General features: G+C 72.5%; 25 protein-coding genes. 7 read left to right on the top strand and 18 right to left on the bottom strand.

Annotated elements, in window-relative coordinates:
* Window positions 1-15: 15 nt before the first annotated feature.
* Window positions 16-1,560 carry an alkaline phosphatase family protein gene (locus tag VFV67_RS01915; RefSeq protein ID WP_326466714.1) on the bottom strand — a complete coding sequence of 515 codons (1,545 nt, stop codon included), beginning with the start codon at window positions 1,558-1,560 and terminating at the stop codon, window positions 16-18.
* A 172-nt stretch (window positions 1,561-1,732) separates the two neighbouring features.
* Here VFV67_RS01915 and VFV67_RS01910 point away from each other — a divergent pair, with 172 nt between their 5' ends.
* Window positions 1,733-3,118: an alkaline phosphatase family protein gene (locus VFV67_RS01910; protein WP_326466713.1), complete on the top strand. Its 1,386-nt coding sequence runs from the start codon at window positions 1,733-1,735 to the stop codon at window positions 3,116-3,118.
* Here VFV67_RS01910 and VFV67_RS01905 read toward each other — a convergent pair.
* Together VFV67_RS01905 and VFV67_RS01900 are read right to left on the bottom strand one after the other, a co-directional pair.
* Window positions 3,111-4,604 carry an aldehyde dehydrogenase family protein gene (locus VFV67_RS01905; RefSeq protein ID WP_326466712.1) on the bottom strand — a complete coding sequence of 498 codons (1,494 nt, stop codon included), beginning with the start codon at window positions 4,602-4,604 and terminating at the stop codon, window positions 3,111-3,113. The genes VFV67_RS01910 and VFV67_RS01905 overlap by 8 nt on opposite strands.
* Window positions 4,605-4,623: 19 nt before the next feature.
* Complete coding sequence (locus tag VFV67_RS01900) at window positions 4,624-5,526, bottom strand: ROK family protein (protein WP_326466711.1); 903 nt, start codon at window positions 5,524-5,526, stop codon at window positions 4,624-4,626.
* Between the two features lie 166 nt (window positions 5,527-5,692).
* Between VFV67_RS01900 and VFV67_RS01895 the strand changes: the two genes are divergently transcribed.
* Complete coding sequence (locus VFV67_RS01895; protein ID WP_326466710.1) at window positions 5,693-6,751, top strand: cytochrome P450; 1,059 nt, start codon at window positions 5,693-5,695, stop codon at window positions 6,749-6,751.
* Here VFV67_RS01895 and VFV67_RS01890 read toward each other — a convergent pair.
* Window positions 6,741-8,375, bottom strand: coding sequence for an FAD-dependent oxidoreductase (locus VFV67_RS01890; RefSeq protein ID WP_326466709.1), 1,635 nt, complete (start codon window positions 8,373-8,375; stop codon window positions 6,741-6,743). The two genes, VFV67_RS01895 and VFV67_RS01890, sit on opposite strands and share 11 nt — an antisense overlap.
* A 119-nt stretch (window positions 8,376-8,494) precedes the next feature.
* On the opposite strand from VFV67_RS01890, the gene VFV67_RS01885 reads away from it, so the two are divergent.
* The 4 genes from VFV67_RS01885 to VFV67_RS01870 are packed head-to-tail and all read left to right on the top strand — an operon-like array spanning window position 8,495 to window position 12,875.
* The gene (locus VFV67_RS01885) at window positions 8,495-9,286 is read left to right on the top strand and encodes a hypothetical protein (RefSeq protein WP_326466708.1); all 792 of its coding nucleotides are present in this window, start codon (window positions 8,495-8,497) and stop codon (window positions 9,284-9,286) included.
* 19 nt (window positions 9,287-9,305) lie between these two features.
* On the top strand, window positions 9,306-10,304 hold the full coding sequence (locus tag VFV67_RS01880) for a BREX system ATP-binding domain-containing protein (protein WP_326466707.1): 999 nt from the start codon (window positions 9,306-9,308) through the stop codon (window positions 10,302-10,304).
* Window positions 10,305-10,317: 13 nt separating this feature from the next.
* A complete protein-coding gene (locus VFV67_RS01875; protein WP_326466706.1) occupies window positions 10,318-11,526 on the top strand; it encodes a BREX system ATP-binding domain-containing protein in 1,209 nt (402 codons plus the stop codon).
* Window positions 11,527-11,540: 14 nt separating this feature from the next.
* Window positions 11,541-12,875 carry a hypothetical protein gene (locus VFV67_RS01870; RefSeq protein ID WP_326466705.1) on the top strand — a complete coding sequence of 445 codons (1,335 nt, stop codon included), beginning with the start codon at window positions 11,541-11,543 and terminating at the stop codon, window positions 12,873-12,875.
* Here the strand turns inward: VFV67_RS01870 and VFV67_RS01865 are convergent.
* The 14 genes from VFV67_RS01865 to VFV67_RS01800 form a co-directional block, all read right to left on the bottom strand.
* Window positions 12,859-13,254 carry a GtrA family protein gene (locus VFV67_RS01865; protein WP_326466704.1) on the bottom strand — a complete coding sequence of 132 codons (396 nt, stop codon included), beginning with the start codon at window positions 13,252-13,254 and terminating at the stop codon, window positions 12,859-12,861. The genes VFV67_RS01870 and VFV67_RS01865 overlap by 17 nt on opposite strands.
* 67 nt (window positions 13,255-13,321) lie before the next feature.
* Complete coding sequence (locus tag VFV67_RS01860; RefSeq protein ID WP_326466702.1) at window positions 13,322-14,599, bottom strand: glycosyltransferase 87 family protein; 1,278 nt, start codon at window positions 14,597-14,599, stop codon at window positions 13,322-13,324.
* A gap of 2 nt (window positions 14,600-14,601) precedes the next feature.
* Window positions 14,602-15,987 carry a glycosyltransferase family 4 protein gene (locus VFV67_RS01855; protein WP_326466700.1) on the bottom strand — a complete coding sequence of 462 codons (1,386 nt, stop codon included), beginning with the start codon at window positions 15,985-15,987 and terminating at the stop codon, window positions 14,602-14,604.
* Entirely contained in the window at window positions 15,984-16,754 is a 771-nt protein-coding gene (locus VFV67_RS01850) for a glycosyltransferase (RefSeq protein ID WP_326466698.1), read from the bottom strand. Before VFV67_RS01850 ends, VFV67_RS01855 begins: the two co-directional genes overlap by 4 nt.
* Window positions 16,751-17,431, bottom strand: a complete 681-nt coding sequence (locus tag VFV67_RS01845; protein ID WP_326466697.1) for a transglutaminase-like domain-containing protein — start codon at window positions 17,429-17,431, stop codon at window positions 16,751-16,753. The genes VFV67_RS01850 and VFV67_RS01845 overlap by 4 nt, the downstream gene beginning before the upstream one ends.
* A gap of 13 nt (window positions 17,432-17,444) precedes the next feature.
* The gene (locus tag VFV67_RS01840; RefSeq protein WP_326466695.1) at window positions 17,445-18,584 is read right to left on the bottom strand and encodes an acyl-CoA dehydrogenase family protein; all 1,140 of its coding nucleotides are present in this window, start codon (window positions 18,582-18,584) and stop codon (window positions 17,445-17,447) included.
* 32 nt (window positions 18,585-18,616) lie between these two features.
* Complete coding sequence (locus tag VFV67_RS01835; RefSeq protein WP_326466693.1) at window positions 18,617-20,035, bottom strand: AMP-binding protein; 1,419 nt, start codon at window positions 20,033-20,035, stop codon at window positions 18,617-18,619.
* Entirely contained in the window at window positions 19,993-20,853 is an 861-nt protein-coding gene (locus VFV67_RS01830; protein ID WP_326466692.1) for a hypothetical protein, read from the bottom strand. The genes VFV67_RS01835 and VFV67_RS01830 overlap by 43 nt, the downstream gene beginning before the upstream one ends.
* A complete protein-coding gene (locus VFV67_RS01825) occupies window positions 20,850-22,235 on the bottom strand; it encodes an MFS transporter (protein ID WP_326466690.1) in 1,386 nt (461 codons plus the stop codon). The genes VFV67_RS01830 and VFV67_RS01825 overlap by 4 nt, the downstream gene beginning before the upstream one ends.
* A 5-nt stretch (window positions 22,236-22,240) precedes the next feature.
* On the bottom strand, window positions 22,241-22,921 hold the full coding sequence (locus VFV67_RS01820) for an HAD family hydrolase (protein WP_326466688.1): 681 nt from the start codon (window positions 22,919-22,921) through the stop codon (window positions 22,241-22,243).
* Window positions 22,918-23,841 (bottom strand): pseudouridine-5'-phosphate glycosidase, encoded by a 924-nt coding sequence (locus VFV67_RS01815; RefSeq protein WP_326466686.1) that lies wholly within the window; start codon window positions 23,839-23,841, stop codon window positions 22,918-22,920. The genes VFV67_RS01820 and VFV67_RS01815 overlap by 4 nt, the downstream gene beginning before the upstream one ends.
* Before the next feature lie 11 nt (window positions 23,842-23,852).
* A complete protein-coding gene (locus VFV67_RS01810) occupies window positions 23,853-24,227 on the bottom strand; it encodes an ectoine synthase (protein WP_326466684.1) in 375 nt (124 codons plus the stop codon).
* Between the two features lie 28 nt (window positions 24,228-24,255).
* Window positions 24,256-24,474, bottom strand: a complete 219-nt coding sequence (locus VFV67_RS01805; RefSeq protein WP_326466683.1) for an acyl carrier protein — start codon at window positions 24,472-24,474, stop codon at window positions 24,256-24,258.
* A complete protein-coding gene (locus tag VFV67_RS01800) occupies window positions 24,471-25,184 on the bottom strand; it encodes a hypothetical protein (RefSeq protein ID WP_326466681.1) in 714 nt (237 codons plus the stop codon). The genes VFV67_RS01805 and VFV67_RS01800 overlap by 4 nt, the downstream gene beginning before the upstream one ends.
* A gap of 179 nt (window positions 25,185-25,363) precedes the next feature.
* Between VFV67_RS01800 and VFV67_RS01795 the strand changes: the two genes are divergently transcribed.
* Window positions 25,364-25,564 carry a hypothetical protein gene (locus tag VFV67_RS01795; RefSeq protein WP_326466680.1) on the top strand — a complete coding sequence of 67 codons (201 nt, stop codon included), beginning with the start codon at window positions 25,364-25,366 and terminating at the stop codon, window positions 25,562-25,564.
* Window positions 25,565-25,680 lie beyond the last annotated feature (116 nt).

The following is a 25,680-nucleotide window of genomic DNA, read 5'->3' as shown; positions in this document are numbered from 1 at the left end:
GTCACTACATCCGACTCAGATGTAGCCCATTTCCCGCAGTCGGTCACTGGTGTACTCGTCCTCGGTGGACTCGCCGGCCGGCACGGTCTCCCGCACCCGGAACGCTTCGCCGTCCAGCGACGGATCCGGCACCGCGATGTCCACATCGGACGACAGCGCCGCGCGGACCGGCGTGCCGTGCACGGTGTCCGGCCAGCGCGCGCCGAGGTCGGCGAGCAGGGTCGGCACCGCCGAGGTGAGGCCGACCGGCGCGCGCAGCCGGCCGGGCCGGACGTTCGGCGACACCTGCGCCCACAGCCCGGCGTAGCGGTGCAACCCCGTCTGCCAGCTCGGCTTCCACGGCCCGCCGTCGAGATCCGGCACCAGCAGCACGCTCTCGTCCCTCGGCACGACCAGCAGATCCGGCGCCGATTCGGTGTGCGGCCCGGGATAGGCCACCTCGCGCGGGATCACGTCCCGGACCACCGGGCCGCCGCCGTCGGGCAGTCGCACCCCGCGCAGCAACTCGGCGACCTCGTCCAGCACGGCGTCCCGCTCGGACTCGTCGACGGTGCCGTCCCGCTGCCGGCCGCGCAGGTTCACGTTGATCCCGTAGCTGCCCGGCACCGGCAGGTACGCCCGGGTCCGGGTGAAGTCGACCTCGACACCGTCGCCGGCGAACCAGCTCGCGATGCCGGAACCCGAGCCGGCCGGGCGGGTGGCCAGCAGCCCGGCGTCGGCAAGCAGGCTGTGCACCGACAGCGCGTACCGGCCGATGCCCAGCCCGTGGTCGGACACCAGCACCACCACCGTGTCCTCGTCGACCAGGGCGAGCAGCTCGCCGATCGCCTCGTCCACGGCGACGTACGCGCGGCGCAGCGCCGCGTCGAAACCGGAGTCCCGTGGCGCCGCCTCGTGCCGCGGGTGCGCCGGGTCGATGTAGTGCCAGTAGTGGTGGCCGACCCGGTCCACCTCGGTGAACACCACCATGGCCAGGTCGGTGGGATGGGTGCGGAGCAGGTGGGACATCGACCGGGCGCGGGCGGCCACGTTCGCCTCGGCCTCGTACAGATAGCCGTAGTCGCCGCGGAACATGGTGGCCAGGTCGGACTGGAAGTGCGCGCCCGCCTTGGCCAGCTCGCCGAGCAGCGAACGCGGCCGGCAGTACCGGGTGGTGTGCTCCAGCGGCCAGCTCACCTGGTAGCCGGGCAGGTCCGCGGGCGGGTGCGACATGGGGATGTTCACCAGCCCGAGCGTGTAGCCCTGCGCGGCCAGCCAGTCCCACACCGAGGACCGGCCGAGCGCGTCCGCGGTGGTGATCCGGGCGCCGTAACCGGGGTCCTGGGTGTCGAAGAACTGGTAGATCCCGTGCCCGCCCGGTTTGCTCGCGGAGACGAACGTGCTCCAGCCGGGCGCGGTGTGCGCCGGCCAGGTGCACATCGTGCTGGCCGAGGCACCCCGGCGCAGCAGCCCGGCGATGTTCGGCAGCAGGTCCTGCTCGACCAGCGGGTCGATCGCGGCGAAGTCCCCGCCGTCGATGCCGATGATCAGCGCGCGTGGTGCCGGATGAGCGTTCGTCAATGCACTACTCCCCGAACGAGATTTCGCGATTTAACCAATTGTGAGCGGCCCGCCGGTGACCCGTCAAACCGAGCCCCGAATTGTCGAGCGATTCTTTAGAAACCGGCGGCATTGCCGTAGACAGCAATCGGATCATATCGTGGGTGAGAGGGTCAATCGAAAGGGAAATGGCATGCATGAACCACGCCGAGTGGTGCTCATCGGCCTCGACTGCGCGACACCGGAGCTGTTGTTCGACCGGTTCGCCGACGACATGCCGACACTGACCAGACTGCGGGCGGACGCCGTGTGGGGCCCGATGACCAGCGTCGTGCCGCCCATCACGATGCCCGCCTGGGCCTGCATGATGTCCGGCCAGACCCCGGGCGACCTTGGCGTCTACGGGTTCCGGGACCGCGCGGGCTACGACTACGACCCGCTCGCCTTCGCCAGCTCGCGCAGCATCACGGTGCCCCGGGTGTGGGACGCGCTGTCCGCGACCGGCCGGTCCAGCGTGGTGCTCGGCGTGCCGGGCACCTACCCGACCACGCCCATCAACGGCTGCATGGTCGGCTGCTTCCTGTCCCCGTCCACCGAGTCCGACTTCACCTACCCCAGCGCGCTGCGCGAGGACATCCAGCGGCTCACCGGCGGCTACATCCTGGACGTGGAGGACTTCCGGTCCAACGACCACGAGCGGGTGCTGCAGCGGGTGTTCGACATGACCGAACAGCGGTTCAAGGTCGCCGGCCACCTGATGGCCAACCACGAGTGGGACCTGTTCTCGTTCGTCGACATGGGCCCGGACCGGCTGCACCACGGGTTCTGGAAGTACTGCGACCCGGCGCACCCGCGCTACGAGCCGGGCAACCCGTTCGAGCAGGCGTTCCGCGACTACTACCGGGCCCTGGACACGCACCTGGCCCGGTTCCTGGCGATGGTCCCGGACGACGCCGCGGTGCTGCTGGTGTCCGACCACGGCGGCCAGCCGATGGAAGGCGGGTTCTGCATCAACGAGTGGCTCATCGAGCAGGGCCTGCTCACCCTGCGCCGGCCGCCGGACGGGCCCACCCCGATCAGCAAGGCGGACATCGTCTGGTCCAAGACCGTGGCCTGGGCCGAGGGCGGCTACTACGGCCGGCTGTTCCTCAACGTGCGCGGCCGCGAGCCCAACGGCCTGGTGCCGATGGCCGAGTACGACGCCATGCTGGACGCCATCAGCACCGCGCTCGGCAAGCAGGCCGGGCCGGACGGCGAGCCGATGAACAACCGCGCGATGCGCCCGTCCGAGGTGTATCCGGTGGTGAACGGCATCGCCCCGGACCTCATCGTCTACCTCGGCGACCTGCACTGGCGGGCGCTGGCCACCGTTGGCCTGGGTCAGGGCCTGTTCACCGCGGACAACGACACCGGTCCGGACCACGCCAACCACGCCGAGCAGGGCGTGCTGGTGTTGGCCAACAGCGGGCTGGACGCCGGCCCGCGCACCGACCTGTCGCTCTACGACGTGGCCCCCACGCTGCACAGCCTGCTCGGGCTGCCGGCGAACCCGGCGCACCGGGGCCAGCTCATCACCTGATGCCGAGCACCGGGTGCAGCGGGTTGTCGTACCCCGGCGGCGCCACGTGCACCCGGCGCACGGTGCGGTACTCGTCCAGCTCGTTGCGGACCCGGTCGGCGGCGCTCGGCGGCGCGGCCGGGTCCGGGCGCGCGTCGTCCACCATCCGGTAGTCGTTGACCCACACCTTGTCGGCGCGCAGCCGGTCGGCCACCCGCCAGGCCCGCTCCGGGTCGGTGGACCAGACCGCACCGGCCAGGTGGTAGCGCGAGTTGTTGGCCAGCGCGACCGCGTGCTCGTCGGAGTCGAACGGGGTCACGGCCACCACCGGACCGAAGATCTCCTCCCGGAACACCACGTTGTCGCACCGCACGTCGGCCAGCGCGGTCGGCCGGAAGTAGGCCTTCGCGTCCAGCTCGGGCGGCAGCTCCGCGGCGTCCGGCCGGGTGCCCCCGCACACCACGGTGGCGCCCTGCTCGACGCCCAGTTTCACGTACCGGGCCACGGTGCGGACCTGCTGGCGGGACACCAGCGGGCCCAGGTCGGTCTGCGCCGAGGCGGGGTCGCCGAGCACCAGCTTGCCGGCCCGCTCCCGGAACCGGTCGAGGAACTCGGCGTGCCGGTCCCGGTGCACCAGCACCCGGGAGCCGGCCATGCAGATCTGGCCGTTGTGCAGCAGGCCGCCCCACAGTGCCCCGGCGACGGCCCGGTCCAGGTCGGCGTCGGCGAGCACCAGGTTGGCCGACTTCCCGCCGAGGTCGAGCCGGACCCGCTGCCCGGTGCCGGCCGCGGCGGCCAGTACCTGCTCGCCGACCTCGTTGGAGCCGGTGAACGAGGACATGTCCACCCGAGGGTCGCGGGTCAGCGCGTCGCCGACCACCGCGCCCGGACCGAGCACCAGGTTCACCACGCCGGGCGGCAGGCCGGCCTCGTGCAGGATCCGGACCAGCTCGCAGGCGGTGACGCTGGTGAACGAGGCCGGCTTGACCACGCAGGTGTTGCCGGCGGCGATGGCCGGGGCGATCCGCCATGCGGCCAGCAGCAGCGGGAAGTTCCACGGCACGAACGTGGCCACCACGCCGACCGGGTGCCAGCGCAGGTACTCGCCGGGGGCCGGCGGGCCGGCCGGCCCGCCGGCCGGCTCGGTGTCCGCGAGGCCGCGCGCCCACCAGGCGCTCCACTCGAACGCCGCCCGGGTGCCGGGCAGGTCGGCGGCGGTGGCCCGGCGGATGGTGGCACCGCTGTCCCGCACCTCGAGGTCGGCCAGCCGATCCGCATCGGCGGCGAGCCGGGCGGCCACCCGGTCCAGCACGTCGGCCCGCTCGGCGGCGGACATCCGCGGCCACGGGCCGGCGTCGAACGCCCGCCGGGCGGCGTCCACGGCCCGGTCCACCTCGGCCTCGCCGGCCCGGGCCAGCCGGGCGAACTCGGCGCCGGTGGCCGGCTCGTAGGAGGCGAACGTTTCCGCGGTCTCGACCGGCTCGCCGTCGAGGTACATCGGGTACATGGGTCTCCTTCCGCAGAGGTCAGGCGGCGGCGAGCAGGCCGGGCCTGCGGGCCAGCAGCACCGCGCCGGCCAGCGACGACGCGGCCCCGTAGGCGGCCGGCTCGACCGGCGGCGCCGGGTGTCCGGGCCGGTCCAGCGCCCGGACCACGGCCTCGGTGGCGGCGCCGAGCTCGGGCAGCGCGGCGGCGAACCCGCCGCCCAGCCGCACTACGGCCGGGCGGACCAGCTCGGTCACGGTGGCCACGGCGGTGCCGAGCGCGGTCGCGGTCTCCCGCACGGTGCGGTGCGCCCAGGGCGCGCCCGCGGCGAGCGCGGAGCGCAATGCGGCCGAGCCGGTGACCGTGGGATCGGCGCGGGCCGCCCGGCGCAGCGTGGCCGGCCCGGAGGCGATGGCCTGCACGCAGCCGCGCCGGCCGCACCGGCAGGGGGGACCGTCCGGCGCCACCACGATGTGTCCGACCTCGGCCACCGGGCCGTTGTCGCTGCGCAGCAGGTCGCCGTCGAGGAACAGCCCGCCGCCGACGCCGGTGCCGACGCCGAGGTAGAGCAGGTCGGGCCGGCCGGCCTGGTAGGCCTCGGCCAGCGTGGCCAGGTCGCCGTCGTCGCCGAACCGCACCGGCACGCCGGGCAGCTCGCGGTCGAACAGGCCGCGCAGGTCGATACCGCGCCAGCCGGGCCGGTTCGGCCAGGTCAGCACCCGGCCGTCCGGGTCGAGCAGGGCGGGCACGGCGACCCCGACGGACAGCGGGCCGGATTTGGGCCTGCGGCCGGCAACGGCGCGCAGGCCGCGGCGCAGGGCGGCCAGGTCGTTGGCCGGGTCGGTACCGGCCGGCCAACGCACCACGGTCTCCCGTTCACCGTCGCGGCCGTGCAGCCGGAACGCCACCTTCGTGCCGCCGATGTCGATTCCCAGATAATCCATCGGCACAATTCTAATTCCAGTGGGCTGCCTGGTCGCCGTGCTGAATTGATGAAATGCTGGGCGAATGATGACTTTTCCGTTTTCGCCGGGACCGATGGGAACCGTGCCGGAGGAGGTCGCTGAGCTGCGTGCGGCCGGTTTGCCTGAGGTGGAGTTGACCGATGGGATGCGGATTCGGCTGGCGGTTCGCTATTCCGACGTGGCAGCGGTGCTGACCGACGACCGGTTCAGCCGGGCGGCCGCGGCCGGGCTGCCCGGGGTGGGGTTCGGCCGCAACCAGTACACCGGGTTGCTCGATCTGGATCCGCCGGCGCACGCGACGTTGCGCGCGCCGCTGGACCGGGCGCTGTCCGCCGAACGGGTCCGGGCCTGGGAACCGCGGCTGCGCGCGGCGGTGCGGGACGTGCTCGGGGAGTTCGCCGGCGCCAACCCGCAGGGCGGTCCGGCGGACTTCGTCGCCGGGTTCGCCGCGCCGCTGGCGGCCCGGACCACCGCCGAGTTGGTGGGGTTGGGGACCGACGCGGCCGGATGGCTGGCGGCGAACGTCGACGACATGCTGGACAACGGGTCGGCGGAGGCGCGCTCGGCGCTGGAGAAGGGGCTGGCCGAGTTGGTCGCCGCGCGGGCGGCCGACGGTGCCGATGACAGCGCCGATGACATCGTGTCCACGCTGCTGGATTCGGGGCTGGGCGAGGAGGATGCGCGCACCGTTTTGTTCGGGCTGCTCATGTCGGGTTACATCGGCAATCGCAATGCGTTGTCCCGGCACGTGTTCGCGCTGCTGGCGCTGCCGGGTGCGGAGGGGATGCTGCACTCGTTGAGCGAGCCGTACGCGGCGTCGGTGGTCGAGGAGTTGTTGCGTCACTACCCGTCCGGCAACGACGGGTTGCTCCGGGTGGTCAGGGAAACCGTTGTGCTGTCCGGAGAGCGGCTGGACCCGGGCACCGTGGTGATGCCGCTGGTCGCGGCCGCGTCGTTCGACCCCGAGGTGTTCGACCGGCCGGAGCGGTTCGACCCGGACCGGACGCCGAACCCGCACCTGTCGTTGGGTGCCGGCACGCACGGCTGCCCGGGGGATCACCTGGTGCGCACGCTGTTCCGGATCGCGCTGGTGGAGTTGGCCGGCACGCTGCCGGGGCTGGCGCTCGCCGTTGCGGCCGGCGAGGTGGCGCACACCGCCGACCTGCTGCCGATGGGTGTGGTGTCGCTGCCGGTCACCTGGTGACCGCGATCTCCCGGTGGGCGGCGGAGTCCAGGGCCAGCACCCGGCGCAGCAGCCGGGCGAGGGTGGTGCCCGGATCACCCGCGGTGGCTCCCCGCCAGGCCACCACCCCGTCCGGCCGGACCAGCAGCGCGAGGCCGGCGCGCGACCCGGTCAGCTCGGCCCAGCCGGGTGTGCCCGGGTCCACCCGCACCCCGCACACCGGAACGCCGAACGTGGCGCCGGCCCGGTCGGCCGCCGCGCACCACGCCGGCGCGTCGGTGACCAGCAGCATCCGATGTGGACAGAGGTCGTGCGGCGACACCGCGCGCCCGTCCAGCCGCAGCCACAGGTGCGGCATCCGGGTGCCCGGCGTGCCGGTCCGGTCGACGGTGGCGCCGATCGCGTCGTCCTTGCCGTGCACCGGCCGGCCGCCGAGCACGGCGGCCGAGGCGTACCGGGCGCCGTAGACCAGCGCGGCGGGCGGCAGTTTCGGCGTGCCGGCAAGCGCCGCCCCGCCGACGCCGGCCAGCAGCGTGGTCTGGTCGGCCATCGCCGCGCCCACCGGCAGCCGCTCGGCGGAGTAGGTGTCCAGCAGGTCCTCGCCGGCCCAGCCGCGCAGCACCCAGGCGAGCTTCCAGGCCAGGTTGTGCGCGTCCTGCATTCCCACGTTCGACCCGTAACCGCCGGCCGGGGCGTGGATGTGCGCCGCGTCGCCGGCCAGGAACACCGGGCCGGACCGCAGCCGGTCGGCCACCCGGTGCCAGACCTGCCACGGAAAGACGGTGCGCAGGCGGATGTCCACGTCCGCGCCGATCGCCACGCGCAGGAAGTCCCGGCACCGGTCCGGGGTCAGGTCCGCGGCGGACTCGCCGGACGCGGCGTCCACGGCGACGGCGACCGCCCAGCGGTGCCGGCCGTTCAGCTCCATGATGGCCGCCTCGCGCGGCGTTTCGGTGAGCATGCACACGAAGAACCGCCGGCCGCGCACGATCCGGTCCAGGTCGGCGTCGAACAGGATGCTGGCCCGGTGGGCGAGCAGCCCGTGGCCGGTCCGGCCGATCCCGGCCAGCGGGCGCACCGTGCTGCGCGAGCCGTCCGCGCCGACCAGGTAGCGCGCGCGCACCGGGTGCTCGCCCGCGGCGTCCCGGATGACCGCGGACACCCCGTCCTCGTGCGCGGTGTAGTGCACCAGCCTGGTGCCGAACCGGATCCGGGCGCCCGCGTGGGTGGCGTGCGCGGCCAGGATCGGTTCGAGCAGGTCCTGCCCGCACCAGTAGGCCGAGGTGGGCCCGGGCACGGCGAGTTCCTCCGCGCCGCTGTCCAGCACCTCGGCGCCGGCGATTCCGCGCAGCGTGGGCGCTTCCAGCACACAGGCGGGCAGCACCCGGCGGTCCACCGGACTGTCCACGCCGGGCAGGTCACCGACCACGCGCATGCCCACCTCGCGCAGCGCGTCCTCCACTCCGGCCGGCCGCAACAGTTCCATCGTCCGGCGGGTGACGTGCGTGGCGCGCGGCCACGCCGAGCAGCCGGTGTCGCGTTCCACGAGCAGCACGTCGATGCCCTGCCGGGCCAGGAAGAGCGCGGTGGCGAGGCCCGACGGTCCGCCGCCGACGACCAGAACCTGGGCGTGCTCCTCCGCCATCACACACCACCTAAATTTTCACTGGACGCACTGTTATTTCACTCGAATTACAAGAAATAGGGTCGGGCCGGGTGCAGCGCGGGTGGTGCCGGCCATGGGCTGCTGCTAGTTTTTTGAACATGTCGGCAACGTACCCCCCATTAGTGGAAATATTGGATGGCATGGAGAGTGCCACGGAGCAGGGTACGCAAACCGCGCGTGCCGTTGTTCGTGAGCTTAATCGGCTGCACGGTTATGTCAAAGAGGGCGAGCTCGGTAAATTCGCGGAAACTTTGGACGCGCTTGCCGCACTGAGCAAGGAGCTCGACGAGACACTGACCGACGTGCGCGAGCGGTTCCCGATCGACCCCTCGGCATATCTGGCGTCCGGCGCCTATCTGCGCGAGCTTTCGGAAACCCTGGACGCGGCCGGAGTTCCGGTGTTCGAAGAGGACGGCCGGCTGCTCTGCTCGCCGTCGGTGGTCCGCGCCGTCCCGCGCGACGTGGCCATCGACATCGACGGCCAGCGGGAACGCCGGCTGGATCCGCGCGCCGTCGCGGCCACCCTGGTCGAGCACAACAAACAGGGCCCGCGATTTCGGCCGGAGCGATTTCTCAACACCCTGCGCCAGGCCTACGACCTGATTGTCACGCGCAATGCCGGCCGCACCGACGCGGTCGTCCGGCTCGCCGACATCTGGGACGTTCTGACCCTGCTTCCCGGTCAGGCGAAGGAATACACGCAACACGATTTCGCCAGAGACCTGTACCACCTCGACTGCAGCGGAACGACGAGCACGCTGCAGTCCGAGCGGCAGCTGCGCTGGTGCGCCAGCACCGGAATCAGAGGCTCCGGGGTACTCAGCGTGGTCGGCACGGACGGCCGGCCGCGCCAGTACTGGGGAGTCTCGTTCGTCGCGCCGCAACCGTGAGAACGGGAGGACCCAACGCATGGCCCCGAACCTGAAGCTGCCCTCCGGCGCGCCGGAGCTGAACGCGGACGAGTACCTCAAACAGCTGTGCGGTCAGTACCTGCACTCCTACGTCGCGGCCGGCGGTTCCGCGGTCAAGCTGGTGGTCACCGACTCCGACGAGACCACGGCGTACTTCTCCCGCGGGCTCGCCGAGGCGGCCGGCGACAACGAGTACCTGCACCTGCGCCTGGACGCGGCGCAGACCCGGCTGCAGCTCATCGACGAGCTGTTCTTCGCGGTGTGCCGGCAGATCGACTGGATCGCCCTGGCCGCACGGTATCTGCGCCAGGTCTACCGCGACCTGGACATCCCGGCCGACGAGTCGGTGCCGCCGGCCGAGGCGGTGCCGGTGCGCCGGGTCGCCGAGGCGAACGGGATGCACGCCGGCGAGTTGTACCGCACGATCCGGCGCACCCTGGAACGGCGGCTGCTCGGCGAACCCACGCTGCTGCGCCAGTTCGGCACCGCGATGCTGCGACTGTGCCACTCGCTGCTCGGCTGGACCGGGCACGACGAGGAGGACCGGGACATCGTGCTGCGCTGGCTGTCCGGCCGCAGCGTTCCGGTGGCACAGCTACGCACCGTGGGTCTGTCCAGCAGGATCGGCCGGCACCACGCCCGGTACATGTTCACCTCGCTGACCAGTTGGGTGCAGCTCACCGGGCACCCGGGCACGGTGGTCGAGCTGGACCTGACCCGGATCGGCGTCGCGCGCCGGCCGACCGCGGTGGCCCGGCGCGGCTTCTACTACACCAAGGCCGCGGCGCTGGACACCTTCGAGATCCTGCGCCAGTTCATCGACGGCGTGGACGACCTGTTCGCCGGCCTGCTGGTGGTGACCGTCCCGCACCAGATGGCGGTGGACGGCCAGCGCGGGCTGCCCGCCTACCACGCGCTGTACCTGCGCGTGGCCGACGACGTCTACGACCACGGCCGGGCCAACCCGCTCGGCTCGCTGGTCCGGATCGCGCGCTGAGGAGGAATCCGCCATGCGCAAGACTTTCCCACCGGAGCGGCAGGTCATCGAGTCGCTGCGGGCCGGGGTGCCCAGCCTGGGCGCGGTACACGCGCTCGGCAGCGCGCAGCCCGACATCGAGGAGGCCTTCGCCGGCCTGCTCGGCCGGGTCGCCGACGGCGCCCCGGCCGGCCTGGTGGTCGGCGGTGGCTTCGGCTCCGGCAAGAGCCACCTGTTGCGCCACCTCGGCCTGCTGGCCGGCACCGCCGGCTTCGTGGTCAGCCATGTGGTGGTGAGCAAGGAAACCCCGTTGTACGACCCGGCCAAGGTGGCCTGGACCGCGCTGGACGGCGCGGTGGTGCCGGGCGGCGCGTCCGGACCGGCCGTCGAGGTGCTCGCCGCCGCGCTCGACCCGGACAGCCCGGAGTTCGGCCGGCTGATGGTCTCCGTCTCCGCGCCGTCCGCCGGGCTGGACCCGAGGTTCGCCGCCACCCTGTTGCTGTTCGCCCGGCTCAAGGACACCGGCGAGGAGTTCGTCGAGTCCATCGTGCGGTTCTGGGCCGGCGAGGCACTGTCCACTCCGGAGCTGCGCCGGCAGCTGCGCGCGGTGGACGAGAAGTTCACCTTCGGCCGGATCGCGCCGAAGGAGCTGGCCAGGCAACGGTTGCGGTTCATCGCCCGGCTGATGACCGCGGCCGGGCACCGCGGCTGGATCATCCTGTTCGACGAGGTCGAGCTGATCGCGCGGTACTCGCTGGTGAGCCGGGCCAAGGCGTACGCCGAGATCGGCCGCTGGTGCGCCGGGACCCGGCCGGAGCCGGGCGTGCCGATCGGCACCGTGTTCGCGCTGACCGACGACTTCCCGGCCGCCGTGCTGGCCGGAAAGCGTGAGGCGGAACGGATTCCGGCACGACTGCGAGCCAGGCAGAAGCCCGAGCTCGCCGAGCTGGCCGAGCACGCCGTGGCCGGGATGACCGTCGTCGCCGAGCGGATGCTGCTGCTCACCCCGCCGGACGACGCGGAGCTGGACCGGGCCTACGAGCGGATCAAACAATTGCACGCCAACGCGTTCGACTGGCTACCGCCGGACGTGCCCGGGCTGGAACGCTCCGCCTCCAACCGGATGCGCCAGTATGTGCGGGCCTGGATCAACGAGTGGGACCTGATCTGCCTGGACTCGTCCTACCGGCCGAGCTCGCGCACCGTCGAACTGCCCGCCACCGTCGTGGTGACCCCGGACTGACCGGAGGAGTTTTCGTGACCCCGCTTGAGATCACCTGGACCTGGACCGACGCGCCCACCGACCCCGACGAGCGCACCGCGACCCGCGCCGAGCTGGAGCTGCGCATCGGCGCCGACCCGCTCACCCTGGTCGAGGACACCGCGGGCGGTTACCGCCGCACGGTGACCCGATCGCTCTACCCGCTGGCGGAATGGATCGCGCGGAACTGGTGGACGCTCGTCGCGGACGCCCGGCCCGGATCGTGCCTGCCCCAGCTGCGCAAGACGTTCGCGCCGAGCATCGGGGTGACCCGCAACCCCTGGCGGGTCCGGTCGGACCGGCACGCGGTGCGCGCCGGGGTGGGCCAGGAGCACTACCCCGACCTGCTGATCGTGACCGAGGACGAGCTGACCCGGCTGAACTGGCAGCGGGACGCGGAGTTCGCCGACGCGACCGGCGAGCGGTTCCTCTCCTCCGGTGAGTCGCTTGTGGACAGTGAAGCGCTCGCGGCCACCCTGTCCGGTCTGGTCGATGCGGTCATCGAGCGGCTGGCCGACCGCGGGGTGCGCTCGGGCCTGCCCGGGCTGTGGGCCGGGGTGCGCGACGCCGACCCGGAGCGCGCCGCGCTGTGCCGGGCGACCGCATGGCTCGGCCTTGACCCGCACACCGCGGAACCGGAGGTGGCCGGGACGATCCGCTCGGTGTACGAGCGGATGGACAAGCAACTGGCCGTGGACTTCCTCAACGCGATCCGGCCGAACCTGGTCGAGACCGGGTTGGACTGGGTGGACGAGGCCCGCTCGGTCGCCGCCGGCGTGGCCACCGTGGCCGGCAGCGAGTCGGCCCGGCTGGCCGACCTGCGCGAGCACCTGAGCACGGCGAAGCCGATGGAGTCCGGCCCGCCGCATCTGCGCGGCTTCGACCTCGCCAAGCACGTCCGGGCCTGGGCCCGGCTGGCCGACACCGAGCCGTTCGACCCGGGTTTCCTGGTCCGCTACCGGACCTTGCCGATGCCCGACCCCGGCGTGGTCGCCTACGTCAGCCAGGCCGGCGCCGCCCCCACCGTGGTGGCCACCCGGCACATGCCCGACGTCAGCTACCGCTTCCTGCAAGCCCGAGCGCTCTGGCACATCCTCACCGAGGACGACGACGAGTTCCTCATCACCGCCACCCACACCGGCCGCCAGCACGCCGCCCGCGCGTTCTCCCTCGAGCTCATCGCCCCGGCCCGCGGCATCGCCGAACACCTCGGCAGCCCCAACGAACTGATCAGCTCCGAGGACCTCAGCGCCATCTCCATGCACTACGTCACCGGCGACATCGTCGTCGAGCACCAACTCGACAACCAGGTCCTCAGCGAAGGCTTCTGACCGCACCTTCCGCCGGCCGGCCGGCCAGGATCAGCTGGGCGACCACGAACGTGGCCGGGATGGCGACCGCCGCGACCAGGATCGGAGCGACCGTGCGGTCGGCGTCGAGCAGGTCCACCAGGACGAACAGGCCGCCGGTGGTGACCAGCAGGCTGACCACATTGGACAGTGGGAACAGCAGGAACTTGCGGATGGTCGGGCGGGTCCGGAAGGTCACGTAACAGTTCAGGAAGTACGAGCCGACCATGGCCGCCGCGGTGGCCAGCAGATGCGCGGCGAGATAGGGGATCACCTGGCAGAGCAGGAGATAGAGCAGATAGTAGGCGGCGGTGTTGACCGCGCCGATGACGCCGAACCGGAGGAACCGGCCGAGCCGCATGGGAGATGCTCCTTCCCGAAAGGGGCCGTGGACGGGCGGCACCGCCCGCCCACGGCCGGTGGGGGAACTAGCGGACCGGTTCCGGAGTCAGCTCCCGGGGCAGGAACTCCGGCTCCGCGGGCGTCGGGCGGAACTGCTGGCGGCGCACCCACAGCGGGCCGAGCAGGAGCAGCAGCAGGCCGGTGACCGGGAACCAGGCGGCGACCAGTTGCTGCCACGGGGCCAGGTCCATCGGCTCCGGTGGCGACTCCTGGATGCCGACCAGCATGAAGATCCGCACGGTGAACAGGGTCACCAGCGCCATGGTGACCAGTGCGACCGCGGCCGAACGCTCCCGGTAGGCCCAGACGGCCAGCCAGACCAGCAGCGGGATCACGTAGACCCAGTGGTGCTCCCAGCTCACCGGGGAGACCAGCAGGCCGGTGATCGCCGCGGCGGAGAAGCCGAGGAAGTCCGAGCCGCGCAGGTAGGCGTACCGGGCCACGAGGAGGCCGAGCACGGCGACCGCGGCCAGCACCACCAGCCACCACTGGGCGAACTGGTCACCGTCGAGGATCCGGGCCATCGCGCCGGACAGCGACTGGTTCGGCGTGTCCCACACCCCGCCGGCCCGCGAGGAGTGCAGCACCAGCCCGCCCCAGTAGCGCATCGCGTCGGCCGGCATCAGCACGAACCCGAGCGCCACGGTGGCGAGGAACGCCAGGGTCGCGGTGCGCGCCGCCTTCCACTGCCGGGTCACAACCAGGTAGCCGATGAAGATCAGCGGGGTGACCTTGAGCCCGGCCGCGATGCCGATGCCGACGCCGCGCCAGCGACCCGCGTTCGGCCGGAAGTCCAGCAGCACCAACAACAGCAGGAACATGTTGATCTGGCCGGCGATCAGCTGGACGCGCACCGGCAGCAGGCAGGCGGCCAGGATCATGCCGACGATGGTGAGCACGGAGCGCAGCCGGGGCGCGCGCACCCCGGCGATGCCGAGGGCCAGCCAGATCACGCCGCCGAGCGCGACCAGCGACACCGCGTTCCACACCAGGCTCGCCGCGCCGATCGGCAGGAACGACAGCGGCACGAAGAACAGGATCGCCGTCAGGGGTGGATAGAGATAAGGCATCTCGCCGTACAGCGGCGACATCACCACCAGGTCGTAGAGCGAGGTGCCCTCCCGCACCGCCTCGCCGGCGGCCAGGTAGACCTTGAGGTCGACGGTCCAGCGCAGGGTCCAGTAGGGATCGTTGGTGTAGACGTAGAACGCGGCAACGGCGAGGGCGACGGCCGTGACCACCACCGCCGACCAGGTGATCACCTTGAGCCGCGCACTGGAGCGGGGCGGGGAAACAGTGGACATGGTCATCCTCTCTCGGGTGCCTTGCGAAGGGCGGGGATCTCGTGCGCCGCGGTGAGCAGCGGCGGCAGTGGGCGCGGACCGACCAGCAGGTCGTCCCGCCCGGCCAGCCGGACCTGGGCGCCGGAGACGCCCAGCCGGTCCAGGACGCCGAGGGCGTCGAAATCATCACAGCCGTTGAGCAGCACGTCGGTCACGCCGCCGGTCACGGCCACCTCGTCGGTCACCCGCAGCGCGCCCGGCGCGACGGTGACGCCGGCCGGAAACCGCACCACGGTGGCGATGTCGGAGCGGGCGTAGCGGCGCTGCCGCCGGGCCCTGGTCATGCCGAGCTGGTGTGCGACCACCGCGGCGAGCAACTCGGCGCTGCGGTCCCAACCGAACCGCTCGGTCCACGCCCGGCACTGACCGGCGGTCCACCGGGCGTGCCCGTCGTCGGCCAGCGCCCACAGTTGGCGCACCAGCACCGGTGCCAGCTCCGCCGGCGCGGCGACCAGCCGCCCGGTGCGGCCGTCCCGGACGAAGTCGGCGATGCCCGGGGCGTCCAGCGCGACGCACGGCACGCCGTGCGCGGCGGCGGCCAGCACCGCGCAGCCGCACCGCGCGCCGGTCGCCGTGGACACGGTCAGCCAGGCCCGGCGCAGCCACATCGCCAGCTCGGCGTCGGACACCCGGCCGTGCAGCGTCACCGCGTGCGCCACGGCCTCGTCGTGCATGATCCGGCGCAACCGGGGCAGTTCCGGCCCGGCACCGATGATCTCCACGCGCAGCGCGGGAACCTGGGCGAGCACCGTGGTCAGTTCGGCAAGCAGCAGGTCGAGCCGCTGCTCGGGCACCAGCCGCGCGACCACCACGATGGTCGGGTCGGCGGCCCGCTCGCCGGCCGGCGCGACCGGCGAAACCCCAGGCGGCACAACGAAGATCGGGCCACGGGCGGCGTGCCGGCAGCGCAGCTCGTGCCGCGCGGACGGAGACAGCGTCACGGTCGTGCGGCCGGCCGCCCGGCGGCGGACCAGCCGGCGGAGCCGCGCGGCAAGGCCGGTGCGCGCCGGGACGGCCGGGCCGACCCGGTGCACCAGCCGCACCACCGGCACCCGGCCGACCGCGAGGCGCGGCTCGGCCAGCGCCGGGCCGGTGCGCGCGTCCAGCACCGCGTCGAATCGTTGCCCGGGCCGGGACAGCAGCACCGGGGTGCGCACCACCTCGACGCCGTCGACGTTCTCCCGGGCCGGCGAGTCCGGCGACCGGCCGGCCACCCAGGTGACCCGGGCGCCACCGGCCACCCAGCGCCGGGTGATCTCGTGCAGGTACCGCTCTGGGCCGCCGGCGTCCGGGTGCCGCACGTCCCGCCCGCTGACCACCAGCAGCCGCCGCCCGTTCAGCGCACTCATCGGGCACCCGCCAGGTAGAGCCGGAACAGGTCGGCGAACGCCGCCCGGCCGTCGCGCACCGCGCGGAAGGTCGACCGGGCATCGTCGGTCCAGGCCACCGCGACCTCGGCGATCCGGCCGCCGGCCAACCAGATCTGCCGCAGCAGCTCCACGTCGAAGGCGAACCCGTTGATCTGGCAGCGTTCCAGCGCGCGCTGCACGGCCAGCCGCTCGAACACCTTGAAGCCGCACTGGGTGTCGTACACGTCGGGCACCAGTTGCCTGGCCAGCGCGCGGAACGCCGCGCCACCGAGCCGGCGGCCGACCGGCTGCGGGTGCACCAGTTCGGCGCCCGGCGCGTGCCGGGACCCGATCGCCGCCGCGGCGCCGGCCTCCAGCTCGGCCATGGCCCGGGTCAGGGTGCGCACCGGGGTGGACAGGTCGGCGTCGGTGAACCCGACGAACCGGGAGGTGCTGCTGGACAGGCCGCGCCGCACCGCCGCGCCCTTGCCCGGCCGGGCACATCCGATCACGGTCACCTCGACCTGCTCGCCGGCCCGGCCGGCCACCGCCGCGGTGTCGTCGGTGCTGCCGTTGTCGACCACCACCACCCGGGACCGCCAGGGCTGCCCGGCCAGGAACCCGGTCAACGCGGCCAGCGTCGCGGGCAGCCGGCCGGACTCGTTGAACGCCGGGACGACCAGCTCGAGATCGACCGGCGAGCGGCTGGCCGCGGCCGCGGAATCGGTGCGCTGCCGGGGAATCCGCACCGCCCGCTCCGCGCTCATGACCCGACTCCGGCCCTGGCGTCGGCGACCAGCGAGCCGCGCGCCGTGGTGTGCCTGGTCTCGAACAGCTTCGGGTGTGCCGACCGGATGCCGCCGACCACCATGTCGTACGGCACGTCGTCGAACTCGCCGTGCTCGTGCAGGAACTCCATGTGCCGGCGGCCGTCCTCGTCGTACGGGTGGTACATGCTGTCCGTGCGCCCGTCGAAGTCCAGCGGCCTGATCTTGTAGAGCTGGCACAGCATCTTGTTGAACACCGGGGTGGCACGGACCCACTTGCCGTCCAGGAACACCGTGGTGAGGCTGTGGAAGGTGAAGATGTTGCCGCCCATCAGCTCCTCCAGCCGGGGCGAAGCGAGATGGTTGCGCACGTCGCCGTAGTAGATCCGGCTCGGCACGCCGACCGAGCGCACCGCCGCGGCGTACACGATGGATTTGTGCACGCAGAAACCCTTGCCGCGCTTGATGGTCGAGCTGGCCCGCAGTCCGGCCCGGGACAGGTCGGCGCCGTAGACCTCGTAGTGGATGCCGTCGCGCACCGCGTAGTAGAGGGCGATCGCGCGCTCGGTCGCGGTCAACCCGGCGCCGCCGTCGGGCAGCGTGCGGTGCACGAACTCGCGCACGGTTTCGCTGTCGTGGTCGAGGAACTCGGTGGGTTCGAGCAGGTTCGCGGTCATTGTCCCTGTCTCCTCACAGGCCGATCATGGTGGCGATGCGCTGACGTTGGATGTCCGAGGTTCCGGAGTAGAGGGTGCCGGCCACGGCGTTGCGCAGGTCCTTCTCCAGGCCGTACTCGGCGGTGTAGCCGTAGCCGCCGAACACCTGCACCGCGGCCAGGGCGGAGCTGAGGTTGCCCTCACTGGCGATCAGCTTGCTGATCGCGATGTCCACCGTGACGTTCGCGCCGGCGGACAGCTTCGCCGCGGTGTCGTAGAGCCATTTCCGCGCGTTGTCCACGGCGATGCGCATCTCGACGATCCGGTTGGACACCGACTGGTAGGACCCGATCGGCTGACCGAACTGGACCCTGGTGCGCGCGTAGTCCACACACCGCTCCAGCCGGTGCTGCATCTCGCCGGTGTTGATGATGAAGGAGCACAGGATCTCCCACTTCATCACGTGGTCCATGATCAGGAATCCGGAGCCGGGCGCGCCGAGCACGTTGCCGGCCGGAACCCGGCAGTCGTCGAAGAACAACTCGCACAGCGGCGAGGTGCGCAGGCCCATCTTGGCCACCGGCCGGCCCACGGTCAGCCCCGGCGTGCCGGTCTCGACCAGCATCGCGGTGATCGCCGCCGGGCTGCCGGGCCGGCCGGTCCGCACGTAGACCACCACCACGTCGGCCAGCGGTCCGTTGCTGACGAAGGACTTGCTGCCGTTGAGCACCCAGGAGTCGCCGTCGAGCACAGCCGAGGTGCGCATGCCCATCACGTCCGAGCCGCCAGCAGGTTCGGTGATCGCGTGTGCACCGATGATCTCCCCGGTGCACACCCTTGGCAGGAACCGTTCCTTGAGCGCGTCGGAACCGAAGCGCTGCAACGGGACCCCGGTGCTCACCAGGTGGGTGGAGACCGAGAAGCTGAACCCGCCGTCCCGGCAGGCGTACCCGAGGCCCTCGAGCACGTACATCGTGGTGAGCAGGTCCTGGCCGAGCCCGCCCCACCGCTCGTCGAACGGCAGACCGAGCATTCCGGTCTCCCGCAACCGTTTCCACGCGTCCACGGCGAACTCGCCGTCCGCGTCCCGTTCCACGTGGCCCTTGTCGAGCACCGTGCCGAGCTGTTCGACCGCGGCGCGCAACGCCCGCTGGTCGTCGTTCCACTCGATCATTTCCTTGCCCCTTTCGCGACCGCGGTCGCCGTCTACGCCGCCCGCCGCCCGATCAGGGCCGTGCGGTCGACCTTGCCCGTGGAGGTGCGCGGCAGTGCGCTGTCGCCGATCTCGAAGGCACCCGGAATCGCCGTCCTCGGCAGGGCCGCCGCGCAGTGCACGCGCAGCCCCAACCCGTTCAGCGCGGTGCCCGGCGCCCGGCGGACCACCGCGTGCAGGACGTTGCCGGCCGCCTCGTCCGGCACCGCGATCACCGCCGCCTCCAGCACGTCCGGATGCGCGAGCACCACCTGCTCGACCTCCGCCACGTTGGTGCGCACCCCGCGCACCTTCACCTGGTGGTCGTTGCGGCCGGTGAGGAACACCAGGCCGCGCTCGTCCCGCCGGACCAGGTCGCCGGTGCGGAAGTACCCGTCCCACCACCGGTCCCGGTCCAACTGCCGGTCCAGGTAACCCTGCGCGCGAAACGGCGTGCGCACCACCAGTTCGCCCGCGCCGGCGCCGGTGACCACCGCGCCGTGCTCGTCGACCACCAGCGCCTCCACCCCGTCGATCGGGGTGCCGATCGGCAGCACGCCGAGCGCGCGCACCTCGTCCGGCTCGATCAGGTGCACGAAGCTGTCGTTGGTCTCGGTGCACCCGTACACGTTCCACAGCCGCGCGTTGGGGAACGCGGCGACGATCCGGTCCAGCAGCGGCGGCGGCACCACGTCGCCGGTCAGCAGCACCTCGCGCACGGTCGGGAACACCCGGCCGGTCTCGGTGACCAGCCGGAAGAACAGCGGCACCGCCTGGATCACGCCCGGCGCCCGGTCGGCGCACAGGCCGGCCAGGTACGCCCCGTCCGCCGACCGCTCCGGGTCGACCAGGTCCACGCACGCCCCGGTGGCCAGCGCCGCCCAGACGTCGAGAAGGCACAGGTCGAAGTTCAGCGGCGCGTAGTTGAGCACCCCGGCGCCCGGCCCGATGCCGAACGTTTTCGCCGCCCAGGCAACGAAGTTGTCCACCCCCGACTCGGCAAGCACGACGATCTTGGGCGTACCGGTGGAGCCGGACGTGGTGAGCAGCAGGCCCGGGCCGGGCATCGGGCGGCCCGGCACGCCGGTGCGCCTGGCCACCGGGACGCCACCGGCCGCGCTCAGCTCGACCGGACACCCGGCCTGCTCGCACAACCGGGCCAACGCGTCCCGGCCGAGCGACGGGGACGGCAGCAGCACCCGCCGGCCCGCCTCGAAACAGGCGATCAGCAGCGCGACGGTGGCCGGCGACTTGTGCGCGGGCACGCACACCGGTCCGGTCGCGTCGACTGCGGCCAGTGCCTCGTGCGCGGCGCGCACCGCGCGGTCCAGCGTGGCGTAGTCGACCACTCCGCCCGCCAAGGACAGCGCGGGCGCCAGCGGCCGGGCCGCTACCTGGCCGGCGAACGCGGCGACGAAAGCTCGGGACGGCATGACGGTTCCTCCTCCGCGAAAGATCGGTGGGATGCGCGGCCGGCCAGCAGCCGGCCGCCGCCGGGCACGGCCGCGCCGACCCCGGTCAGCTCGAGCAGCCGCCACAGGCAGGCCTGGTTCGAGGTCAGCACCGGCACGCCGAGCCGGCGCTCCAGCCGGTCGACCGCCTCCCAGGACCGGAACCCGCTGCCGGGAATCAGCACCCCGTCCGCGTGGCCCGGGAACTCGGCCGTGACCTGGCGGCACACCTCGTCCGGATCCACCGCCCAGCGGCCACCCCGGTCGAACAGCCGGTGCCGCTCGTGCCGGTCCCAGGCCGAACCGAGCCGGTAGCGCACCAGCCCGGCGACCGCGACGCCGGACGCGGCCAGGTAGCCGCGGGTGGCGGCGAAGGTCGGCGCGGTGAACCACGGCGGCGCCAGCACCAGCGGCCGGCGCACGCCAAGCGCGGCCAGCCCGGCCCGGATCGCCTGCCCGGCCGTGTAAACCGGGGTGCCGCCGGCCAGTTCCGTTGCCGCGGCGGCGAATCCGTCGTCGAACTCGATGCCGCCGAAGAAGCTGGCCGATCCGAAGCACAGGCAGATGGCGGACAGCTCCATCTGGCCGAGCTGGACCAGACCGCGGTGCACGTCCGGGGCGGCGATCATGCGCTGCCACGGCTCGCCGGTGTACTCGGCGCCGGTGCTGGTCGGGCTCTGGAACCGGGCCGCGTGCACGGTGACCCCGGCCGGCGCCATCCGCCACAGCTCGGCTTCAACCACCGGGTCGTTGTGCACCACCAGCACCCCGAGCTGGGCGACCCAGACCGCGCCCCTCACCGCCGGCTCCCGCGTTCGGCCAGGCCGAACCAGGCCAGCCCGGCGCCCGCCGCCGCGGCCAGCGCGGTGGTCACGAACGCGGCGCCGAAGTCACCGGGACCGGGCTGCGGCCCGAGCACCAGCACCAGCACCGCGATGCCCAGCGCACCGCTCATGTACTGCGCGGTGGTCATCAGCGCGCCGCCGGTGCCCTGATGGCGATCGGGCACGTCGGCGGTACCGGCGATGAACATCGACACATAGGTGAGGCCGTGGGCGAAACCGGTGATCAGCAGCCCGGGCAGCAGGTCGTAGACATAGCTGTCGCCGTGCACCTGGACCGCGAGCAGCAGCAGGCCGAGCGCGTCGGCGACGAACGCCAGGGTGAGGGTGCGCCGCACGCCGAGCGCGGCGACCACCCGCGCCGCGACCGAGTTGGCCACCGCGATGGCCACCGCCATCGGCAGGAACGCCAGCCCCGCGGCGATCGGGCCGTACCCGCGCAACTGCTGGACCAGCAGGGTGACCACGAAGAACTGGTTGCCGACGCTGGCCATGTAGCACGCGGTGGAGCCGCAGCCGACCAGCAGCGACCGGGTGCGCCGCAGCACCGGATCGACCAGCGGGGCGGCGGCCCGCCGCTCCTGGCGGACGAACGCGCCGAGCAGCACGGCGGCAACGGCGAACGCGGCCAGCGTGCCCGGATGGGTCCAGCCGGCGGCCGCGGCCTGGGTCAGCGCCAGCGCGGCGGACAGCACGGTTGCGGTGCACAGCACGGCACTCGGCACGTTCAGCGTGGTGCGCCGGTCGGTCCTCGTGCCGTTGCCGGGCAGCAGCCGGGGCGCGGCCAGCGCGCAGATCACGGCCAGCGGCAGGTTGATCAGGAACACCCAGCGCCAGGACACCGTGGTCAGCAGGCCGCCGATCACCACGCCGGCGGCGAGGCCGGACGCGCCGACCGTGCCCCACACGCCGAGCGCGCGGTTGCGGGCCGGGCCGGCGGCGAACGTGGTGTTGATCAACGCGATGACCGCGGGTTGCAGTGCCGCGGCGGCGATTCCCTGCACCGCCCTGGCCACCAGCAGCAGCGACGCACCGGGCGCCAGCCCGCCGGCCAGTGCGGCCAGGCCGAACAGCAGCATCGCCCCGACGAACAGGGTGCGCGGGCCGAACCGGTCCGCGGCCCGGCCGCCGACGACCAGGAACCCGGCGAAGAACACCGCGTAGCCGCTGACCACCCACTGCACCGAGGATTCGGAGAGCGCGAGGTCACCGCCCACGCTGGGCAGGGCGATGTAGACGATGGAGTAGTCCAGCGCGATGAGGAACTGCGCGACGGCGAGCACCGCGAGCGCGGCGCCGGCCGACGACCGCCGGACGGTGGCGGATTCGGTGAGGGTCATGGGTTTCACCTCTGGGGAACGGGAGTCGGGTTGGCTTGCAGCAGCGCCGCGCGCAGGGCGGCCGGGTCGCCGGGGACCGCGCGGGCGCCGGCCGCGGCCAGCTCCGCGTCGGACGCGACGCCGGTGGTGACGCCGACCGGGAACATCCCGGCGGCGACGGCCATCCGCATGTCGTCCACGGCGTCGCCGATCACGGTGCAGCGGTGCGCCGGCACGTCCAGCTCGGCGGCGGCGAGCAGCGCCAGGTCCGGATGCGGCTTGCCGCGCTCGCACATTCCGTGGCAGGACAACGTGTCGAACGCATCGAGCAGGCCGGCTGCGGTCAGCAGCTCGACCGCGCCGGGCCGGGACTTGCTGGTGACCACGGCCAGCCGCACCCGGTGCCGGCGCAGTTCGGCCAGCAGCTCGGGCACGCCGGGCAGGACCAGCGCGCGGGCCCGCGGGATCACGGTGTCGGTGAACAGCTCGCGGGCCTGCCGCACGGCGGCGGCCACCTCGGGGTGACCGGCCGGGCGGTCCAGCAGCAGCGCCAGGGAGTCGGCCAGCGGGCGGCCGATGGTCTGGCGCAGTTGGTGTTCCGCGGCGGTGCCGCCCGCCCGGGCGACCACGGCGCGCAGCACCGTGGTCATCCCGGCGGGGGTGTCGACGAGCGTGCCGTCCAGGTCGAACAGGGCCGCGGCGGTCACGGCCGGTCCTTGATCGCCGCGGCCACCTCGGCGGCCAGCGCACAGGTGGACAGCAGCACCGACCGGTTGGCGGCGGCGGTGCGGCCGCGGGTGGCGGCACCCACCGCGGACAGGATGTGCGGGGTCACCGCCTGGCCGCGCACCCCGGCCGCGCGCGCCTCGGCCTGCTTGCGCCGGATCAGGTCGTAGACCTCGTCGGCCGGCAGCGCGTCCAGTTCGTCGATCGGATGGGTGACCAGGAACGCGCCGGTGTTGCCGACCCGCCAGTGCAGCCGGATCGCCTCGGCGAGCACGGCCGGGTCGTCGATCCGGCGCGGGTTCGGTTCCCCGCTGGAAACGCTGTAGTAGGCCGGAAAGTCGTCGCACCGGTAGCCGACCACCGGAACGCCGAGCGTTTCCAGGTACTCCAGGGTGAGCGCGGGGTCCAGCAGGGACTTGGCGCCTGCGCAGACCACCGCGATCCGGTGCCGGGTGAACTCCACCAGGTCCGCGGACACGTCGAAGGTCTCCTGGGCGCCGAAGTGCACGCCGCCGATGCCGGCCACCGCGAGCACCTCGATGCCGGCCCGCCCGGCGGCGAGCAGCGCGGCGGAGACCGTGGTGCCGCCGTGCCCGCCGCCGGCAAGCACCGGGCCGATGTCCCGGCTGCCGATCTTGGGCACGGACGGCGTGGTGGCGAACAGCTCCACCTGCGCATCGGACATGCCGATCACGAACCGGCCGGCCACGATTCCGATCCGGGCCGGCACCGCGCCGCCGGCCCGAATCGTCTTTTCCATGTCCAGCGCCGTTTCCAGGTTCAGCGGGTACGGCAGGCCGTGCACCACACCCGATGACTCCAACGCCACCACCGGTTGCCCGGTGGCCAGCGCGCCGGCCACCTCGTCGGACAGCTCGAACAGCGTGTCGCGGGAAGACATGCCCGTTCCTCTCAGTAGTGTGAGAACTCGTCGGAGTCGAAGTTGTGCCGCTCGTCCCCGCGCAGCGGCGGGTTGAAGACGCTGATCAGCTCGAGGTCGCCCTCCGGCGCCGCGATCAGGAAGTGCTCGTCGTGCTTGTCCAGCGCGTAGATCACGCCCGGCTCGATCTCGTGCACGGTGCCCTCGGCGTCGATGACCTGGCCGCGGCCCGCGATGCAGTAGCAGGCCTCCAGGTGGTTTCGGTAGTGCAGCGGCGATTTCGACCCCGCCCGCACCACCGTGTGCGCCACGGCGAACCCCATGTTGTCGGCCTGCACCAGCATCCGGTAGCTGAGCCCGTTGCCCCACTCCACGCCGGTCACCCCGGCCCGGTCCCGCACGATCATGCCCCTACTCCTTCTCCCTGTATCCGTCTCAGACAAAACTGCGTTCCGCGTTGACGAAGTCCTCGATCGCGGCAACCGAACTGAACTGCGCCGGTGAGATGTTCTTCTCTCCCACCGAAATCCCGTACCGTTCACCGACCCACGCGATCAGCCGCAACAGACCGAGGCTGTCCACCACACCGGTGTCCAACAGGTCCACGTCGGCCGGAAGCTGATCGGCCGGGATGTCCGGAGCGAACTCGCTCACAACGAACTGCTTGATCTCTGGTTGAATCGACACGAGAACTCCCTGTTCCTCATTGGACGGTTGTTGAGCAACTCGACCAGCAGCACCTCGTCCGGTCCGGTACGACCCGGGTGCTCGCCGGTGAGAACCTGACGCAGGTCCCCCTCGACCCGCGAACCCCACGGCAACTCGGCGCGATCCAACAGAACCGCGTCGTCGACGAAGATCCGCCCCACCATCGCCAACATCACCCGGTCCGGCTCCCGCCCGGTGGCGTTCACCAGCACCGCCCCGTTGGCCAGATGCGCCGGCCACACCTCCGCCTGATCGAACCCGGTGACCACGACCAGATTCGCCCCGAACGCCGCCTCCCGCGCCGTTCCCGCAACGGTCAACCCCACCCCGGCGAGCTCCACCTGACCGGCCACCCACGGATGCACCGGCTCCCCACCCAACCCCCGCACGGAAACATGGCTGACCCCCGGCACATGCCGAACGATCGCCATCAACTGCCGATGCTTGACCTCGCCCCGCCCGATCACCGAGGCGGTCACCACCCCCGGCGGCAACAGATGCCGCGCCGCCAACGCCGTCAGCAACGCCCCCCGGCATCCCCCCACCGCACACACCAGCCCCAGTGCCGCCCCCACCCCGCTCCCGGTCATCACCCGCTCGACCACCGCGTCGACCGGATCAGTCCCGCAGTGCTCCGCAGTACAGGGGCCGTTCATCAACACTCCCCTCGGGTGGTCCAACACCTGACGTGAACTGGCCCCCGAACACTCACCCGCGCCCCTGTCGATCCCCCTTCGATCCGCTATCCGCCCCGAAAACCCGACCGAAGCCCGACCGATACCCCGCCCCTGTTTCCTTTCCCCAGGACCGAAACCGATCGAGAAAGGGACCCCACATGACCCGCCGCCCGCACTCCCTGCTCAAGTCCTTCGTCGCCGCCAGCACCCTCGCCGGCGCCCTCCTCATCGGCCACACCCTCACCGCCACCGCGACCCCGGCCTCGCTGGCGGCCACCGACTGCCCGGAAGACACCCACTGGAGCGTCGAACTTCAGATCTGCGTCGCCGACACCGGGACTGTAATCTCAACGGTGTAACTGTCCAAAGTGGAGGTTGCATTGATGAGTAGTGAGAGTAGTGCCAGGTCAGCAGCGGCGGGCACGCCGGCGGTGGATCGGCAGGTGGTGGCCGAGTTGGTGGCTCGGGCCCGGGC

The sequence above is a fragment of the Actinophytocola sp. genome, from assembly GCF_035762905.1.
In the GTDB taxonomy this organism is placed as follows: Bacteria; Actinomycetota; Actinomycetes; order Mycobacteriales; family Pseudonocardiaceae; genus DASYTH01.
Note: the sequence above shows the minus strand (reverse complement) of the source record. Positions and strands in the feature narration are given on the sequence as shown.

Coding starts and splice junctions, on each gene's coding strand:
- VFV67_RS01875 (WP_326466706.1), top strand. CDS start 10,318: ATGCGCAAGACTTTCCCACCGGAGCGGCAGGTCATCGAGTCGCTGCGG.
- VFV67_RS01815 (WP_326466686.1), bottom strand. CDS start 23,841: ATGTCTTCCCGCGACACGCTGTTCGAGCTGTCCGACGAGGTGGCCGGC.
- VFV67_RS01810 (WP_326466684.1), bottom strand. CDS start 24,227: ATGATCGTGCGGGACCGGGCCGGGGTGACCGGCGTGGAGTGGGGCAAC.
- VFV67_RS01905 (WP_326466712.1), bottom strand. CDS start 4,604: ATGTACCCGATGTACCTCGACGGCGAGCCGGTCGAGACCGCGGAAACG.
- VFV67_RS01855 (WP_326466700.1), bottom strand. CDS start 15,987: ATGAGTGCGCTGAACGGGCGGCGGCTGCTGGTGGTCAGCGGGCGGGAC.
- VFV67_RS01800 (WP_326466681.1), bottom strand. CDS start 25,184: ATGAACGGCCCCTGTACTGCGGAGCACTGCGGGACTGATCCGGTCGAC.
- VFV67_RS01890 (WP_326466709.1), bottom strand. CDS start 8,375: ATGGCGGAGGAGCACGCCCAGGTTCTGGTCGTCGGCGGCGGACCGTCG.
- VFV67_RS01795 (WP_326466680.1), top strand. CDS start 25,364: ATGACCCGCCGCCCGCACTCCCTGCTCAAGTCCTTCGTCGCCGCCAGC.
- VFV67_RS01880 (WP_326466707.1), top strand. CDS start 9,306: ATGGCCCCGAACCTGAAGCTGCCCTCCGGCGCGCCGGAGCTGAACGCG.
- VFV67_RS01825 (WP_326466690.1), bottom strand. CDS start 22,235: ATGACCCTCACCGAATCCGCCACCGTCCGGCGGTCGTCGGCCGGCGCC.
- VFV67_RS01910 (WP_326466713.1), top strand. CDS start 1,733: ATGCATGAACCACGCCGAGTGGTGCTCATCGGCCTCGACTGCGCGACA.
- VFV67_RS01835 (WP_326466693.1), bottom strand. CDS start 20,035: ATGCCGTCCCGAGCTTTCGTCGCCGCGTTCGCCGGCCAGGTAGCGGCC.
- VFV67_RS01845 (WP_326466697.1), bottom strand. CDS start 17,431: ATGACCGCGAACCTGCTCGAACCCACCGAGTTCCTCGACCACGACAGC.
- VFV67_RS01895 (WP_326466710.1), top strand. CDS start 5,693: ATGCGGATTCGGCTGGCGGTTCGCTATTCCGACGTGGCAGCGGTGCTG.
- VFV67_RS01850 (WP_326466698.1), bottom strand. CDS start 16,754: ATGAGCGCGGAGCGGGCGGTGCGGATTCCCCGGCAGCGCACCGATTCC.
- VFV67_RS01865 (WP_326466704.1), bottom strand. CDS start 13,254: ATGCGGCTCGGCCGGTTCCTCCGGTTCGGCGTCATCGGCGCGGTCAAC.
- VFV67_RS01860 (WP_326466702.1), bottom strand. CDS start 14,599: ATGTCCACTGTTTCCCCGCCCCGCTCCAGTGCGCGGCTCAAGGTGATC.
- VFV67_RS01885 (WP_326466708.1), top strand. CDS start 8,495: ATGTCGGCAACGTACCCCCCATTAGTGGAAATATTGGATGGCATGGAG.
- VFV67_RS01900 (WP_326466711.1), bottom strand. CDS start 5,526: ATGGATTATCTGGGAATCGACATCGGCGGCACGAAGGTGGCGTTCCGG.
- VFV67_RS01840 (WP_326466695.1), bottom strand. CDS start 18,584: ATGATCGAGTGGAACGACGACCAGCGGGCGTTGCGCGCCGCGGTCGAA.